Annotated in this window: 10 protein-coding genes; 3 read left to right on the top strand and 7 right to left on the bottom strand. The window is 67.3% G+C overall.

Annotated elements, in window-relative coordinates:
* Positions 1–2: 2 nt before the first annotated feature.
* The gene (locus QZ408_RS10885; RefSeq protein ID WP_292491506.1) at positions 3–4,229 is read left to right on the top strand and encodes a HEAT repeat domain-containing protein; all 4,227 of its coding nucleotides are present in this window, start codon (positions 3–5) and stop codon (positions 4,227–4,229) included.
* 751 nt (positions 4,230–4,980) lie between these two features.
* Here QZ408_RS10885 and QZ408_RS10890 read toward each other — a convergent pair.
* The 3 genes from QZ408_RS10890 to QZ408_RS10900 form a co-directional block, all read right to left on the bottom strand.
* Positions 4,981–6,903 (bottom strand): PAS domain S-box protein, encoded by a 1,923-nt coding sequence (locus QZ408_RS10890; protein WP_292491508.1) that lies wholly within the window; start codon positions 6,901–6,903, stop codon positions 4,981–4,983.
* Between the two features lie 115 nt (positions 6,904–7,018).
* Entirely contained in the window at positions 7,019–7,192 is a 174-nt protein-coding gene (locus QZ408_RS10895) for a hypothetical protein (protein ID WP_292491510.1), read from the bottom strand.
* A gap of 81 nt (positions 7,193–7,273) precedes the next feature.
* Positions 7,274–8,098, bottom strand: coding sequence for an SDR family NAD(P)-dependent oxidoreductase (locus tag QZ408_RS10900; RefSeq protein WP_292491511.1), 825 nt, complete (start codon positions 8,096–8,098; stop codon positions 7,274–7,276).
* A 316-nt stretch (positions 8,099–8,414) separates the two neighbouring features.
* On the opposite strand from QZ408_RS10900, the gene QZ408_RS10905 reads away from it, so the two are divergent.
* Entirely contained in the window at positions 8,415–10,256 is a 1,842-nt protein-coding gene (locus QZ408_RS10905) for an AMP-binding protein (protein ID WP_292491513.1), read from the top strand.
* Positions 10,257–10,867: 611 nt separating this feature from the next.
* Here QZ408_RS10905 and hisH read toward each other — a convergent pair.
* On the bottom strand, positions 10,868–11,476 hold the full coding sequence (gene hisH / locus QZ408_RS10910; RefSeq protein WP_292491515.1) for an imidazole glycerol phosphate synthase subunit HisH: 609 nt from the start codon (positions 11,474–11,476) through the stop codon (positions 10,868–10,870).
* Complete coding sequence (locus QZ408_RS10915) at positions 11,451–12,860, bottom strand: phosphoadenosine phosphosulfate reductase family protein (protein WP_292491518.1); 1,410 nt, start codon at positions 12,858–12,860, stop codon at positions 11,451–11,453. Before QZ408_RS10915 ends, hisH begins: the two co-directional genes overlap by 26 nt.
* A 627-nt stretch (positions 12,861–13,487) precedes the next feature.
* On the opposite strand from QZ408_RS10915, the gene QZ408_RS10920 reads away from it, so the two are divergent.
* On the top strand, positions 13,488–13,946 hold the full coding sequence (locus QZ408_RS10920; protein WP_292491520.1) for a hypothetical protein: 459 nt from the start codon (positions 13,488–13,490) through the stop codon (positions 13,944–13,946).
* A 615-nt stretch (positions 13,947–14,561) separates the two neighbouring features.
* Here the strand turns inward: QZ408_RS10920 and QZ408_RS10925 are convergent.
* Both QZ408_RS10925 and QZ408_RS10930 read right to left on the bottom strand, forming a co-directional pair.
* Entirely contained in the window at positions 14,562–15,149 is a 588-nt protein-coding gene (locus QZ408_RS10925; protein WP_292491522.1) for a DUF5698 domain-containing protein, read from the bottom strand.
* 156 nt (positions 15,150–15,305) lie between these two features.
* A complete protein-coding gene (locus QZ408_RS10930) occupies positions 15,306–17,300 on the bottom strand; it encodes a cation:proton antiporter (RefSeq protein WP_292491524.1) in 1,995 nt (664 codons plus the stop codon).
* Between the last annotated feature and the right edge of the window lie 244 nt (positions 17,301–17,544).

Raw genomic sequence — 17,544 nt, forward strand, 5'->3', positions numbered from 1 at the left:
TTATGTGCACCGGGGCCCCACGAGAACTCCCGAACGCTTCTTCCATCGATCCTGCAACCGGATTCGGTGACGGTGAGGCAGAACGGGCAGGCCGTGCGGGCGGGTGCGCGCCCGGGCCCGGCAGAGGCTGCAGGCGGCGGCTGTGCGTCCTTCTGTGCGTGATCGCCGGGGTTGCTCTTCTCGCCCTCCTCTTCTGCACGCCGGCAGGCGTCCGGGCGGGGGCGGTTCCGGAGGTTGAGACCCTCTCTCCCGTCGTGGGGTTGTTGGGCGTATTCGGCCGGGATGCACGTTCTTTCTTCAGGCGCTGGATAGGGCGGCGGGATGAAGAGGACGACGGGGAGGACGGCCCGGACCCGGGAGTACCCCCCGAATCACCCCGGGGTGAACACTCCGGGGCCGGGGACGGAACAGGCGTCCCTGTGAGGCTTGAGGGAATCCCCGGGAATCTCCGGCGGTTCGATGACCCTGCCTCCCCGGGCGAAACGAATGCCGCCGGGGAGACCCCGGAGGACTTCTTCTGGTTCGACGATCCCCTCTCGCCGGACCTCTCTCTCCGGCAGGACCCCGACGACGATCTTCCCTCCGGCGGGACGGGTGGACTCCCGGAACTCCCCCCGGACGACCCGTCCGCCCGGCGCTCCGAGCCCCTCACCGATGCGGAACTCATGAGACTGCTCGGGTTCGACGACGGAGACGATGAACTCTCGCTGGAGACCCCTGGGTATGACGCCTGCCTGGCGGAGGACGAACCGGACCCCGGTGGAGAGACCCCCGGCGGGGATCGTCCGCTGGAGTCGCTCATCGACGACCTCGGCGGTCTGGACGCCGAAGTCCGCGGGCGCGCCCTCGATACCATCGCAGGGCGCGGGGCTGCTGCCGTGGCTCCCCTGATAGAGGCCCTCGCCCGCGCGGATGACGAACGGCGGTGGTGCGTCGCGGAGGCCCTCGCCGCGATCGGCGACGATGCAGTCCCGGCGCTGATCGCGGCGCTCGGGGACGACGCGGTGCAGACCGGGGCTGCCGCCACGCTCGTGCGGATAGGGGGGCCCGCCGTGCCGCCCCTCATCGCGGCGCTCGGCGACGACGACGGCGAGGTGCAGTTCGGCGCCCTCTATGCGCTCCGGGAGATCGGCGATGCGGCGATCCCCTCTCTTGTCGGGGCGCTTGATGCCCCCGATGGGAACACCCGGCGTTCTGCCGCAAGGATCCTCCGGGAACTCGGGTGGAAACCGCCCGACGATCCCGGGGCGATCCGGTACCTCATCGCCGGCGAGGCGTGGCTTGATGTCGCGGAGTACGGCGGGGCCGCGGTCGGCCCCCTCATCGCCGTCCTGAAGTCGCCGGACGGGGAGGCCCGGTGGAATGCCGCCCGGACCCTCGGAGAGATCGGGGAGGCCGCGGTCGGCCCCCTGGTCGATCTCCTGCCCGATGCGGACGACGAGATCCGGCGGCTCGTGGCCATGGCGCTCGCGGAGATCGGTCTCCCTGCGGTCGGTTCACTCATCCGGCTGCTCTCCGACCCCTCTCTCTGCGGCACGGCGGCGGCCGCCCTGCTCAGGATCGGGGAGCCGGCGGCGGAAGCGTGCGTTCAGGCCCTGGACGATGCGGACGGGGGGGCGCTCGAGGCGCTCCGGGAAGTCCTCGGTGCGCTCGGGGAGGCGGCGGCCCCGCCCCTGATCCAGGCGCTGGCGGCCGGCCGGTCCCGGGTCCGTGGTCATGCCGCCGACATCCTTGACGGGATGGGCTGGGAGCCCTGGAACGACACCGAGCGGGCCTGGTACCTCATCGCCCGGGAACAGTGGATAGAACTTGCCCTGATGGGCGCGCCGGCGGTCGTTCCCCTGGTCCGGACGCTCAACGGCGACGACGACCGTATACGCGGCGAGGCTGCGGCGACACTCGGCGAGATCGGTCTCCCCGCGGCTGTAAGGCCGCTCGTAGACGCCCTTGGCGATGGCGCCGTCGCCCCGGCGGCAACGGACGCGCTCGTTGCCATCGGGAGACCGGCCGTCGCCCCGGTTCTCGCCCTGCTCGAAGGGGGGAGCGGCACCGTCCGGGAGAACGCCGTCGAGGTCCTGGGCAGGCTCGGTGCACACGAGGCGGTCCCGGCCATCGTCGAACTCGTCAGGAGCGGCGGCGACCGCCTCCACCGGAAGGCCGTCGACGCCCTGGTCGGCATCGGTGCGCCCGCGATAGACGCTCTCATTCCCCTCCTTGGCGAAGACGGCGACGGGCACGCGGGGGCGGAGGCTGCGCTCACCGGGATCGGTGACGCCGCGCGGGAGCCGCTTGTCGAAGCGCTCGGCGATGAGAACGGCCGGACCCGGATGGGGGCCGCGATGGTCCTCAGGAGGCTCGGCCGGGCCCCCGCCGGGGTGGAAGAACAGGCCGCGTACCTGATCGCGCTGCAGCAGTGGCCGGAGGTCGCGGCTCTCGGTGCCCCTGCGGTCGACCCCCTGGCGGCGCGGCTCGGCGATCTGGATCCGGGGGTGCGGGCGGGGGCGGCGGAATCGCTTCTCCGCCTCGGGGCCGTTGCGGCTCCTCCCCTGGTCCGCCTGCTCGGCGACGAGGCCCGCCGGGGGACCGCAGGCGAGACGCTGGTCCGGATCGGGGAGGCGGCCGTCGACCCCCTGATCCGGGCCCTGGGCGAGGAGACGCTCCGCCGGCCGGCCGCCGCTGTGCTGGTCCGGATCGGGAGTCCTGCCGCCGGCCCGCTCGTCCGGGCTCTCGGGGACCCCGGTGCCGGGCAGGCTGCGGCGGAGGTTCTCGGGGCGATGGAGGAGTCCTCCATCGGCGCGCTGGTCGGGGCGCTCGGGGACGACGATGCCCTGATCCGGCAGAGGGCCGGGGCCGTGCTCATCGGTCTCGGTGACGCGGTCATCGGGCCGCTCATCGAGGCACTGGGGCATCCAGACGACGCCGTCCGGCTGGAGGCCGTCGATACGCTCATCCGGATCGGCAGGCCGGCCGTCGCCGCTCTCACGGGGGCGCTCCTCGATGAGCGTTACCGTGTCCGGCTGGGTGCCGCGGAGGCCCTCGGCAGGGTCGGCTGGGTGCCGGAGACCGAACGGGAGACTGTCGGCTACCTGATCGCAAAAGAGCAGTGGGCCTCTGTAGCGGAGTTTGGGGCCGACGCGGTCGAACCGCTGATCCGGACGCTCAACGACCCCGACACCGCGATCCAGATGGGTGCGGCGCGGGCGCTCGGCATGATCGGAGCGCCTGCGGTCATGAGGCTGCTTGGCGAGCTCCGTGACGGGCAGGAGGATGGGCGGAGGAAGGCGGTCGAGGCGCTCAAGATGGTCGGGGAAGCGGCGGTCGATCCGCTCATCGATGCCCTCCAGGACCGCGACTGGCATACCCGCCTGGGCGCGGCGCGGGCGCTCGTCGGCATCGGGAACCCCGCCGTCGAACCGCTGGTCCGGGCTCTTCGCGGAGGCTCCCCGGGCATCAAGATGGGAGCGGCCGCAACGCTTGGCAAGATCGGGAACCCGGCCGCCATCGGGCCGCTCACGGATACGCTCCTGCACGAGGACTGGCGCGTGGGGCGTGTTGTCGTGCGGGCGCTCGGCATGATGGGCGAGGCGGCGGTCGATCCCCTCCTCTGCGTCCTTGAGAAGGGGGACGATGCGGCCCGGAAAGGTGCGGTGGCGGCCCTCGTCCTGATCGGCGAGCCGGCGGGGAGGCTGCTCCCCGGCGCACTTGCCGCCGGGCACTTCCGCATCCGTGCCGGGGCCGCGGACGCCCTCGACCGCCTGGGCTGGTCGCCGGGCCCGGGGGAGGAGACGCCCCTCTACCTGATCGCGAAGGAACGGTGGAGCGATCTTGCCCGGACGGGCCCGCTCGCGGTCGAGCCGCTGGTGCAGGTGCTCGACGACCGCGACGACAGCGTCCGGCGGCGGGCGGCAAAGGCCCTCGGCGAGGTGCGCGACCCCCGCGCGGTCCCCGCCCTCATGGCCCTCCTCCATGACGACTTCTACAGCATCCGGCGGGAGGCCGCCGCGGCGCTTGTTGCGATAGGGGCCCCGGCCATGGGGGCGGTCATATCCGCCCTCGGGGACCGGGACGGCGACGTCAGGAAACGGGCGGCGGACGTGCTCGCCGAGATCGGGGACGCACGGGCGATCGAGCCTCTCAGGGGCATCTTCAGCGATGAGGACTGGTACGTCCGGAAGGCGGCGGAGGGCGCGGTGGAGAAGATCCGAGGGCGGACCGGAGAGAGCCGGTAGCGGACCGGAGTGCCTGATGCATCGATTCCGGGTTACCGGCGGTGAACCGGGATGTGACTTTCCGGAATGAGCAGGCCGGGTATCACTCCTGCAACGATTCTCAATTACCGGCACGCTCAACGGAGGAGATATCGATCTTTTTTCACACTATCCGGGGGGGTTGCATCCCGGGAGACGGCTTTTCCCCGGTATCGCCACGTACTGCCCCCCTCCGGGGGCGGGGGCTGAGGAGGAACGTGCGGGGACCCACCTGCGGGGGGGAGACCCTCTCCCGGTCCCCACTCCCCGTGGCGATACCCCCACGGTCCACTACTGCACGGGGGACCCCGGGATCGAACCGGCAGTAGCAGGTCCTTCTCTGCCCGCCCCTCCGGGAAACCGCCGCCAGCACCATTCCCTGGCACGGCTTTCCACTGGATATCGCCATGCACTGCCCCCCCAGAGGGCGGGGAGGAGGCCGAAGGCCGGGCGGGGTGGGGATTTGCCGGAGAGGAACTTTCAGGTACCATTTTGCCCGGGAGGGGTCTCCCCCCGGTCCCCTCCCCCGTGGCGATAGCCACCACGGTCCAGTGCCGGGACAAGCCTGGAAAATCGGATTCTGGCTCTCTCCTCCCCGGGAAACCGCTGCCAGCACTATTCTTGCGGAGGGGCGGGAGGAGGAGCGCAGCGCGGGCGGGGTGGGGGCGAAGGGAGCGCTCCGTCTGGGATGGAACGAAGGCCAGATAGGGTCTGTTCATCTGGAATCGATGCACTACATCCACTCGTACCGCCGGAGGTACTCCTGGATCTTCCTCGAATCGATCCAGCCCTGGTCGAGCTGCCGGATGTACCCGTTGATCCGCCCAACCTCCTGCTGGATCCTCTGGATTGCCTGCTCGTCCTCAAGCAGGCACGCTGTGCCGAGGATCACCTGAAGCGGCTGCCGGATGTGGTCGCCGAGGATCGCGAACTGTTCGATGTTCTGCCTGATCCGGTCGAACGCCTCCTGCCGGACCCGTTCGAGTTCCCGCTCGCGGGTGATGTCGTGGGATATGACCGCCACCCTCCGTCCGTCCTCCCGGCCGCCCGGGACCGGGAAGAGGACGTTTTCGAGGATCCGCCCATCACGCTCGTCGACGTGCCGGAGAGGGCTCCCCGCGATGAGGGCCTGTGCTGTAAGCTCCCGTCGTTTCACCGCCAGTTCCGGTGGGAGGAGGTCGTAGGCGCATGTCCCGAGGATTTCCCCGACGGTCTTTTCGAATCGTGCCGCCATCACCTCGTTCAGGGCGAGGAGGGTCCCGTCGTGATCGATGAGCATGGCCGCATCGGGCGTGGCGTCGAGGAGCGCCCGGAACTGCTCCTCTGCCCGCCGCCGCCCGGTGACATCGTGGATGATGGAGTGCAGGAGCACCCGCCCGCGGATGACGACGCAGCCGCTGAAGACGTCCACATCACGGCACCGGCCGTCCGCCAGCCGGTGCAGGAACGAGAAATGCTGTTCTTCGCTGGTCACCGCCTTCTGCATATCCCGGAGCAGCTCTTCCTCCCCGAGGGCGTTGATATCGGCGATCCGCATCGCGGTGAGGGTCTCGAGCGGGTAGCCGTAGTAGGCGCTCGCCGCCGGGTTCGCATCGACGATGGCGCTGGTCTCCGGGTCGACGATCAGCATGACCGCGTGGCTCGTGGAGAAGATGCTCCGGAACCGGTCTTCGCTCTCCGCGAGGTCCTCTTCGGCCTGCACCCGGTCGGTGATATCGGTGATGTACCCCTCGACCGCCGTGGCGGCCCCGCCCCCGGAGCCGGGAGTGCCCCGACCCTGCTCCCGGACCCATCTCTCCGCGCCGGACGCGGCGATCAGGCGGTAGACCAACTGGAAGGGCCTCCCCTCCGCGAGCCCGGAAACCACCTCTTCCCGGACCCTCCGGCGGTCGCCGGGGTGGATGAGGTCGCCGTAGGCGATCCGCCGGTTGCCGACGATCTCCTCAGGGGTGTAGCCGGTGAGACTGAGCGCCCCCTCGCTCACGAACTCCATCGTCCGCCCGGGGTCGGGCCTGCACCGGTAGGCCATACCCGGGAGGTTGCTCATCAGGGTGGCGAGGTGCCGTTCGCTCCTCGCGAGCGCCTCGATCGTCTGCCGCAGGCAGGTGGCGTCCTCCGGGCAGAAGAGGTCGGAATCCGTGCTCCTGGCGTTGGGAACCGGGGGGAGGCCGGGATCCTCCGGGTTGCCGGCCCGGGTGGAGGGGAGGTCGCGGTCCCGGGCAAAGGCGGCCAGGGGTGCCTCCCCGGGGGCGTACCGGGTGAGGCCGGCGCCCCCCTCCCCGGTGTCATGGAAGACAAGGAGCCGGAGCGCGGGCGTGACGGCGTCGACCGTGCTGACTGAGATGGATACCCTCCGGGCGCCGGTCCCGGGAACCCGGACATCGAGCGTGACCGGCGAAGGGCACGATCCATCCCGGAGAAGGGCGACGACCTCTCCGGGAGACTCGCCCTCTGTGAGCAGCGGCCCAAGATACCTCCGGATGGCCCCGGGAGCATCCGCTCCGAGGAGCTCTTCCTGTGTCGCGCAGAAGAGGGCCTGTAACTGCGCGTTGGCCTGGATGATCGTCAGGTCGGCGTCGACGATGAGGATCCCGTCACCCTGCGCCAGAGCAGATGGCAGGGCCTTACGCCTACCCGGGGGTATCGCCGGAGTCATGGATGAAACGGTCCTGCGGTTCGACTTGAGGATCTCTTCCGCTGAAGGATAAGTACTTTTACCAATCAGCGCATCCCGGTCCGGGGGCGGGCGTATGCCGGGGCCTCCCGCCCCGTCACCGCAGCCGGCAGGCCTCCTCGTAGGACTTCCTGCACTCCGGGCAGAGCGTCCGGGCTTTTCTCAGGTCCGGGAACGTCTCTTCGGTGATCTCGTCGCAGGCCGCTCCGCATATCTCGCACCAGTACTCTTTCGTCTCTTCTTTCCCCTCGCCTTTCCTGTCACGTTTCATATGATCTCCCTCTGCGCGCCCGGTTGCCCGGGACCGGGCGGGTTACTGCTCTTCTCCATCCGGCATATGCTTTCCCCTGGATCACCGCCACTCCACCCCGGCAAGATCGAGCCCCATCTCCCAGAACCGTTCCTGCACATCCGCGTCGAGAGCAAGTGACGACGGCCGGGTCCACCGGGTCGCCTCGAAGTACCTGCCGCTCACCTTCCCGGCATCCGGGGAGGTGGCGAGATGCACCTCCACCGCCGCCCCCTGCTCCGGTGGTGCGCCGCCGTCCCGCCCGCCGGTATAGGCGCGGAGGAGTTTGGTATCGATCACCCCCGGGTGGAGAGAGTTCGCCGTCACCCCCGTCCCGTCGAGGGTGCGGGCAAGCCGGGCGGTGAAGGCGACGACTCCGAGTTTTGACGTTGCGTAGGCGTCGTAGGCGTCGTAGTCCTCAAAACCCGGGAGGTTCTCCCAGTCGACCGCCCGCACGCTCCGGTGGGCGATCGACGCGACGTTGACGACCCGCGCCGGGGCGCTCTTCGACAGGAGCGGGAGGAGGTCGTGGGTGAGCAGGAGCACTGCAAGGTAGTTCACGGCGAACGTCGTCTCGATCCCGCCGGGGGCAACGCGCCGCTCCGGCATGAAGACCCCGGCGTTGTTGATGAGCACGTCGAGCCGGTCGCATGCCCCGGCGACCTCCTCTGCAAGGTCCTGGACCCGGTCCTGCATCGAGAGATCCGCGATGAAGAGAGCCGGCTGTTCGGAACCGGCGACCGTCTCCAGTTCCTCGAGGACGGCACGCCCTTTCGCCCGGTTCCTGCCGTGGAGCAGGACGCGGTGACCCTGCCCGGCCAGGAGGCGTCCCGTCGCCTTCCCGATACCGTCCGTCGAGCCCGTGATCAGGATGGTCTTCTTCGCCATACGCGGCCCGGGTGCGCACCATTGCTATTTGAATGTTGTGTGCCGGGGCGGCGAGCCGGTGCACCATCCACGCCGGAAACGGCAGTGGGCGGGTACGGGGCCTGTGCCCTGCACCACCGTCCTCTTTTCGGGATAGAAGGAGGGCAGGCGCGGGCTCTCCCGGTTCAGGCCGGGTGCGCCCCTCCCACCGGTTCGGCGTCGCTCACCGCTTTCCTGGCCGCTCCCGGGGGTTCCTGCACCTGGGGGAGCGCCGGTTCCCGGTTCCTGGTGCGAGATGAATCAAAAAGGTGATATCCTGCACCACAGAACTGTACATATGGTGCGATACTCGGTCACGATGGACGATGACCTTGTGAAGACGATCGACAAAATGTGCGACTCTCTCGGGATGTCCCGGTCCGAATGGCTCAATAAACTCTGTACGGCCCACCTGAGTGGTGCACCGGGTAACGGCGGCGTGCAGAGCGCGACCCCGGCGGCGATGCCGCCCCTGAATGTCCCCGGCCCCAATATGACCGATTACGAGGCCGCCTGCGCCAGTTTCAGGATCGATGTTCCCGAGTACTTCAACTTCGGGTACGATGTGATCGACCGGTGGGCCGGGACCGACCGGAACAAACTGGCGATGATCTGGGTGGACCAGCAGGGGAACGAGAAGAAGTACTCCTTCCGTGACCTCCGGAACCTCTCCAACGGCGCCGCGAACATCCTCCTGAAGTACGGCGTTAAGAAGGGCGACCGGGTCATGCTGATGCTCCCGAGGATACCGGAGTGGTGGATCTTCGCCATCGCGCTCATCAAACTCGGGGCGGTCTTCTGCCCCTGCCCGACGATGCTGACCCCAAAGGACATCAAATACCGTATACGGGCCGGGAAGTTCAGGATGATCATCACCGACACCGAGAACGCAGAGAAGGTCGACGAGGTCGCCGATGCCTGCCCGCTGCTTGAGACCCTCTTCCTCGCGGACGGGGAGCGTGACGGCTGGGCGAGTTACCCGCACGAGCTCGAGTACCCTGCACCGGTATCGCACCACACCGTCAGCATGCCGGTCGCGAAGAAGACGAAGTCGACCGACCCGATGCTGATCTACTTCACCTCGGGCACCACCGGCGAGCCCAAGATGGTGCTGCACAGCCAGAACTACCCGCTCGGCCATATCATAACCGCCTCACTCTGGCAGGACCTCACACAAAACGACCTTCACCTGACCTTCTCGGATACGGGGTGGGCGAAGTGCGCCTGGGGCAAGATCTTCGGCCAGTGGATCGCCGGCGCCTGCATCTTTGTCTACGATATCCGGGGAAAATTCGGCGCGACTGAACTCCTTCCGCTGATAGAGAGGTACGAGGTGACCACGTTCTGTGCACCGCCGACGGTCTACCGGATGCTGATCCTTGCCGACCTCGATAAGTTCGACTTCCGGGACCTCCGGCACTGCTGCAGTGCCGGCGAACCGCTCAACCCCGAGGTGATCCGGGTCTGGCAGGACGGCACCGGGCAGCCCATCTACGAGGGGTATGGCCAGACGGAGACCGTCTGCTGCATCGCCACGTTCCCCTGCATGCAGCATAAGCCCGGTTCCATGGGAAGACCCGTTCCGGGCTGGCATATCGAACTCCACGACGACGACGGAAACCCGGTCGGCGTCGGGGAGGAGGGAAGGATTGCCGTCAGCCTCAACCCCCGGCCGGTCGGGCTCTTCGTGGAGTACCTGGACAACCCCGAAGCGAACCGCGAGTCGTTCCAGAACGGGTTCTACTACACCGGCGACAAGGCATGCATGGATGAGGACGGCTACTTCTGGTTCATCGGGCGCAACGATGACGTCATCAAGTCGTCCGGCTATCGGATCGGGCCGTTCGAGGTGGAGAGCGCGCTCATGGAGCACCCGGCCGTCCAGGAGGCGGCGGTCGTCGGGTCGCCGGACCTCATCCGGGGGATGGTGGTCAAGGCCTTCCTCGTGCTAAAGCCCGGCTACCAGCCCTCCGAATCACTGGTCAGGGAGATCCAGGCTCATGTCCGGAACACCACCGCCCCGTACAAGTATCCAAGGTCGATTGAGTTTGTCCCGGAGCTCCCAAAGACCATATCCGGAAAGATCCAGCGCAACATCCTGCGGGACCAGGAGCTGCGCAAGCACGCCAACGGGAACTGATCCACCCGTTCTTTTTTACCGCGCGGGGGCGCTCCGGCGGGAGGCGCCGCCGACGCACGCAAAGACCGTGATGACCGCTTTCTTCCCCCGCCCCCCTGGGATACCCGTACGCCTGGGACACCCAGCGGTCGAACTCCTCGGGCCTCCCATCGGCTGGGATACCCGTATGCCGCTCTCCGGCACCCCCACCCGCCCGCGCTTCGCGCTCCTCCCCGCCCCTCGGGGGCGGGGCAGTGCGGCGATATCCGGGAACAGCCGTGCCCGGGATACGCCTGTGGTGTGCTGTTTCAGGCCGGACAGCAGACCGGACCCGTTATCTCCAGGCCTATCTCCGGATACTGGACCGTGGTGGCTATCGCTATTGGGGAGGAGGGACCGGAGGGGCCTCTCCACGCGGGAGAGATACCCCGTGCCGCTCTCCGGCATCCCCACCCCCCGGCCTTCGGCCTCCTCCCCGCCCCGAGGGCGGGGGCAGTGCTCGCGATAGCCGGTGGGCAGCCGTGCCCGGTTCCTTCTGGGCATGTCCCCATATAGTGAACCGTGGTGGATATCGCCGTTGGGGGAGGGAACCGGGGACGAGGCAGCCCCTCTCCCCGCGGCCCCGGCCCCGGTCAGCAGATGAGTTCTATGAAGTTCTCAAGGATGAGAAGACCGACCGCACCGCTCTTTTCGGGGTGGAACTGGACGCCGTAGGTGAGTCTGTTCCTGACGGCGGAGGCAAAGGGGCGGATGTAGGTGGTGCTCGCGAGAGTATGCTCCGGCGCGGCCTCCGCGTAGTAGGAGTGGACGAAGTAGACATACTCCTCTGTGCGGAGCCCATCAAAGAGGGGAGTCTCCTGCCCGACCCGGATGGTGTTCCACCCCATGTGGGGGACCTTCTCCCCGGCGGAGGGGATGAACCGCTTCACGTCCCCCGGCACGAGGCCGAGCCCCCGGTGGATGCCGTGCTCTTCGCTTGAATCCATGAGCATCTGCATCCCGAGGCAGATACCGAGGAGCGGCGTACCGCCGGCTGCGGCGCGGACGGTGCGCTCAAGACCCCCGAGCATCTCCATCCCCTCGCGGAACGCCCCCACACCGGGGAGGACGATGCCGTCCGCCGCCGCGATCGTCTCCGGGTCCGCCGTGATCGTCGCGGCCGCTCCCGCCCGTTCGAGCCCCCGGAGGACGCTCCGGAGGTTGCCGAGCCCGTAATCAATTATAACTATCCTCTTCTTCATCGGCGTCTCCCCGCTTCCGCCACAACCCGCGCTCGACCCAGTCATGGGAGAGGCCCTGCTTCTCCCGCCACCCGGCAAGTTTTGCAAGCCACATCTCCCAGAGGTCGGGGCAGGCGTCCCTGATGATCGCAAACGTCGCAAGGTCGCTTGAAGGGCACATGAAACACCCGATGCGGTCGAGCCCGCGCTCGTAGAGGCGGTTGTAGGGCGCCTTCTCGCGGAAGATGTAGAGCCAGACGTGCATCGCAGTCCAGTGCTGGATGGGGGCCGCCGAGAGTTGCTGCGGGACATGGGCGTTCCGCCAGACCCGCCTGCTCTGCATCCTCCGCACCGACTCGTACTTCCGCTGCCCGATAAACGAGAGGCACTCTCCAAAGTGCTCATCGATCAGGCGGCCGACGGGGCGGAGTTTGCAGACCCGGCAGCACCAGCGGTTGTCGACGGCTGGCGGGCCGTTCTTCTCAAACTCACTCCAGAACGCCTCCTCGTCGCATACCCGGAGGATGTCGAGCCCGTAGCGTTCCGCCACAGTATCCACGTTCTGATACGTCTCCGGGAACTCAAGCCCCGTATCGGCAAAGAGGAGCGGCACCGGGCCGAGCGCTTTTAAGACGACGAGCAGGGTTGCGAGGCTGTCTTTCCCGCCCGAGTAGGAGACCGTGGGCGCCCTGGGGTTCTTCTCCGCCACGTCCCGGACGAACCGGATGCTTGCAGCCTCGTATTCCGCAAGGACGAGTTCGTTCGCCGTGACGGTGTCCTCCCACGTCGCCTCGCCCGGGACACAGACCGACGGGACGTTCCTGCGCGTCCGGACGATGAGCCCCCGCTCCATCGTCGCGGCGGTGGCGGCGTCGACCCTGGCCCTGCCGACGCCGATGCATTCGCCGGTCTTCGTCAGGACAAAGACCTCATCGCCTTCGGCGACGGCGGGGTCGATCGAGAGGAGGCCGGGTGCGAGGACACTTGCTCCCCCGTCGCGGATGGAGGGGACCGCCCCGTCGTCGACGACGACGTAGCGCTTCGTCGGCCGCAGGAAGACAGCGGCGTTCGGGCGCGGGAGGGGCTCCCAGCGCCGCTCTCCGGGGATGTAACGGACTGCGCCCACGACCGCGCCGCCAAGGACGATCTCGTCCATGCGGTCATCGGCGGGGACCTTGTTGAGGAGTGCAAGATGCCCTTCCGGTATCAGCGGCGCTCCGAAGTGCTCGCAGAATATACGGTTGACCCGCTCGATGTCGTCCGGGAACGCGGGGCGGGCGTCTCCCGGCGGGGTGACGGCTACCGGGCGGGCCGGGGCGCCGCAGGCGCAGGTTCCAGAGAGCACCGGGGCATGGCAGGCGTCGCACCAGCGAAGCGGGATCTTTCCGAGGTAGAGGCGAGGCATTCTTATACCCGTTGGGGAGAAATGGATAAATATCTTGGCGCGTTCCCGGCGATACCCGTGATATTCCCCGGGAGAGGATCCCCTGCCGGGGTCTACCGGCGGCGGCCCTTTACCAGGATGGCAGTCGCCTCTCTTTCACGGCGGTCTCTCTCTACCGGCTCCGGAAGATGTAATGCCCGGTGGGTATCCCGTCTCCTGGAAATGCGGCCCTCCGCCGGCACCGGGATGCTAATACATACCATTAAATATATCCTCTGTCTCATAACATTATCATGTTCAATCATGTAGAATTGCATTCGCAGCCCCGTTCTCGGCCTGTATGCGATTCTGCCTGATGAAAGGAGAGATACCGTATGTACCGGGTGATGTTCACGACCCCCCTCCCGCCGGCCGTTAAGGTCGCAGGTGCAGTTTCTGGCTTTCCCTTCGCGACGACCGGTTATCCGGCCACGCAGAAAGCCACAACTACCGGAAGGCCGGGTCCGCGTGCCGGGTTGCCCGCGGAGCCTGAACCTTCGGTTCGTCCTGCACGGAAGGCTGCTCCCGTGAAGCGCCCGGCGGCCGGTTTTCCGGCCGCATCTCCCGCATCCGGCCTGCTCTCCGGACACGACGCCTGGAGTGAACCGCATGCATGAGGGCAGAATTGCCGCTCTAGCCCTCGGAGCCGTCTTCGCTCTGGCGATCGGGCTCTATGCGGCGGGTGGCCGCCTCGTACCCGGGGGGGCGCTTCTTTGGGGTGCGACGATTGCGATCGGGGCCGTCCTGCCGTTCTTCACATCGGGCACGGAAGTGCCGCCGGTGCGGGCCGCGCGAAGACCGATGCGGAAGACCGAGATCCTCGGGCTGCTCATCTTCATCCTCATGGCGGTCGTCATGCTCGCGGCCGGTGCCGCGCTCTTCTGCGACTGGCTCGCCGAACCCGGTTCGGCCCCTGTGGGAACGCCGATCGAGATCAGCCCGGTGTCAGGGGAGTTCGGAGCTCTCGGCACGATCCCGGTCCTGGCCCTCATGGTCGGCGTCGAGGTGGTGGGGGGGTTCGCCCTGATCGCGCTCTACATGCTATCCGCCGTCGGGCGAGAGAGGTAGGTTCCTCCCCGCTCCGGCGCCCGATTTTCTCCGGTTCCACGTTGCAGCGATCCTTTGGTGCGAGCGGCGATCACCCCCCGGCCGGACGGTTGCAAATAACGCTTAATTTCACCTGATTTATGGAAAATGTGGCCGAACAAGCGTAAAATATATATCCGGACCGGTTAACATCAGATATATCCCACCTCGGGAGGGAGGTGTGTCATTCATGGCAAAGGATAAGAAACCCCAGGAGAAGAAACCCCAGGAGAAGAAGCCCCAGGACAAGGCTAAGAAGAACTAACCTTCAACCTCTCCTATCCTCTTTTTTCCGGCCGAACCTCCGGTCCAGAATACCGATCGCTCCCTTACACCTCCGGTGTGTAGCGGCAGGTCCCCGGTCTCTGGCCCGCAGGGATGCACCGGTTGGCTCCATTCACCCTCTGCGGATCCGCAAAAGTTCGGTCGTGCGTTGATCCCGAACCGTCGGGCCGCATTAGCATTCGTCCTCACCCCGATAGGGTGGGTGCCGGATCTGGATCTTCCCTCCGGGGCAATGCCCGGGACGCTCTCCGCCGGGAAAAAAGGGTTCTGGGGCGGCGTTTCTCAGGACGGTGCTGGCCCCGGAGGTCCCGCTCACTTCCCGATCCGCACCGTCCGGCGGGAGATGCCCGACAGGGCCCCCTCGCCGGATCGGGGGAAGGTTCCGCGGGTGGTCGACCTGACGTCCTCGACGGTGCAGAACGCATGGGGGTTCATCTCTTCGACCATCCGGGTGATCGGGAGAAGGTCACACCGCCGCACTACGGAGTAGAAGATGGTGCACGGTCCATGGAGCCCCTCCGCGGCAACGACCGTGACGCCGTAGCCGGTGCCCCTGATGGCGTCGATGAGGGCGTGGTCTTCTTCTGAGGTGATCACCCGGAGCACGCAGACCCCCATGGCGAGCCTCTCCTCAAGGAGGATACCGGCATAGTTCCCGGCGGCAAAACCGGCCCCGTAGGAGATGAGGTAGACCGGATTGGTGAACTCGTTGACGACGAGGCCGAGCGAGACGATCCAGAAGATGATCTCGATGAAAGCGATTACGGGGACGATGAGGCGGCCGCCCCGGGCGAGGAGTATGATCCTGAGAGTCTCGAGGCTGACGTCGATCACCCGGGCCCCGAAGACAAGGAGCGGGATGAGGACCGGGGTGAGGGCGCCGGCAGAGAGAAAGTCCATATGGGAGAGTCGCCCGGCCGGGTATAAGAGGGTGCAGTCACGGGCCGGCGAAGGCCCCGGATCTGCGCGACGTACGAGACCGGGCGCCGGAGCCCGCCCCCCTCCGGACCGTGAGCGCGCATCCCCGGTTCGCCGCGCGACCCGGGTAAAAGAGTCTTACCCCTCCGCCGCAGGGCGGAAGAGGGAGGATACCTCCGGGTTCCCGGGCCCGGCCTCGATGAGGATGCAGAGGTCCCCGGCCTCGATCGACGTCCCGCCATCCGGCCCGGCGAGCGTCTCCGCGCCTCTCCTGATCGCGAGCACCGTCACCGCGTACCTCCGCCGCAGGTCGGTCTCGGCAAGGGTCTTCCCGGCGACCGGGGCGCCCTCCTCCACCCGGACGATCGATATCTCGGCGTCGTCCAGGTGCAGCCCTATGTCCTGGAGCGACGGCACCTGCCCTGAGGCCTGCCGGAGCATCTCGTAGTTCCCGGTCCGCATCGAAGCGACGAGCCCGTCGATATCGCTCTTCTGCACCGGGTACCTGACCAGGACCCGTGCAAGCACTTTTGCTGCGGTCTCGAACTCTTCGCAGACGACGTCGTTTGCTCCGATCGCGTAGAGGGCGAGGGAATCCTCCATGTACCGGGTCCGGGTGATGATCGCGCAGTCCGGGTTCATCTTCCGTGCAATCGCCGTCACCTGGCGCGCCGTGGCCGCGTTCGGGATGGTGACGACCACCACGCGGGCGCGTTCGACCCCGGCGTGGGCAAGAACCCCCTCGTTTATGGCATCGCCAAAGAAGATCGGTTCACCAATCTTGCGCCCCTCCCGCACTGTCTTCGGGTTGAGATCGACGGCCATGTAGGGAACTCCGGTGCTCCGTGCCGCTTCGGCGACGTGCCGCCCCATCGGCCCGAACCCGATGATGATGATATGCCCCTCTTTGGGCCCGTTTGCGGGGGCTACCTTCAGGGGCGCGTCTCTTGCCCTGAGCCATGCCGGCAGGGGAAGGCGGCGGACGACGGCGGTCGCCTGCGGCGCCGACGCGATGACGAACGGGGCGACCGCCATCGTCCCGACCGACACCGCGAGGAAGATCTGTTCAAGGTCGGGGCCCAGAAGCCCGTACTCGATCCCGGTCCTCGAGAGGATGAACGCGAACTCGCCGATCTGGCCGATGGCAAGCCCGGTGAGGACGGCGGTCCGGAGGGAGACCCCTGCAGGGAGGACGGCAACGGCCCCGATGATCGCCTTGAGGACGATGACGCCGATGATGATCGCGACGATCAGGAGCGCATGGGCCGCGAAGAACCCGGTATTGAGGAGCATTCCCATCGAGACGAAGAAGAAACTGGTGAAGATGTCGCGGAAGGGAATGACGGTCGAGAGGGCCGCGTTGCTGTACTCGGACTCGGATATGATCAGGCCGGCAAGGAAGGCCCCGAGGGCGAGGGAGAGGCCGGCCCGTGAGGTGAGCCATGCCGTCCCGAGGCAGAGGGAGATGACGGTGATCATGAAGAGTTCCCGGCTCCGGAGGCTTGCGACCCGGTAGAGGAGGCGGGGGACGACCCAGAGAGCGCTTGCCGTGACGGCGCCGAGGAGGACGAGGCCGAGAACGAAGTTGATGAGCGACGGGACGACCCCGGCCGATCCCATACCGCCGAGCATGGGGACGAGGAGGATCATCGGCACGGTGCTCAGGTCCTGGAGGACCGATATCCCGAGCGCGAGCCGCACCGGCGGCGTGTCCACCTCCCCCCGGTGCTGGAAGACGGTCAGCATCACGGTGGTGCTCGTGTGGGCAAGCAGCATCCCAAAGAAGATCGCTTCCGGCGGCGCGAGGCCGAAGGCCGATGCGATGACCGCGACGACGCCGATCGTCAGGCCTATCTGGAGCACCCCGCCGGTGAGCATCCCTTTCTTCATATCAAGGAGGCTCTTCAAGGAGAGTTCCATCCCTATGGTGAAGAGGAGGAAGATGATACCGAGCTCCGCGAGGATCTCGACATCGGCCCGGTTCGTGATGAGGCCGAGGCCGTAAGGCCCGGCAATGATACCGGTGAGGAAGAACGCCACGATCCCGGGCATCTTCATCCGGTAGCAGAGGGCGAGCGCTGCGATGGAGAGGGCGAATATGATCAGGACCTGTTCGAGAAAGGCTGTATCCATGGTATGGTTCCTGGCTGTCACATCCGGCGGGTCGCCCCACGCCAGGGTGCCGGGCGTGCGGCACCGGCGCTCTCGGGGAGTGCACCCGGCCGGTGAAATACAGAAAAATGTTGCCCTTCCCCTTTGATAAAACCCGATGAGGCATAGCCTCATGCAGCATGCACGAGCCGGGGATTTTCCCCGGGATTGCCACGGCGGATCCGGCTCTGCCGGCGAACCCCGCCGTCGTGCCCGACGCCGGGAT

This window comes from Methanoculleus sp. 10 (assembly GCF_913757945.1).
In the GTDB taxonomy this organism is placed as follows: Archaea; Halobacteriota; Methanomicrobia; order Methanomicrobiales; family Methanoculleaceae; genus Methanoculleus.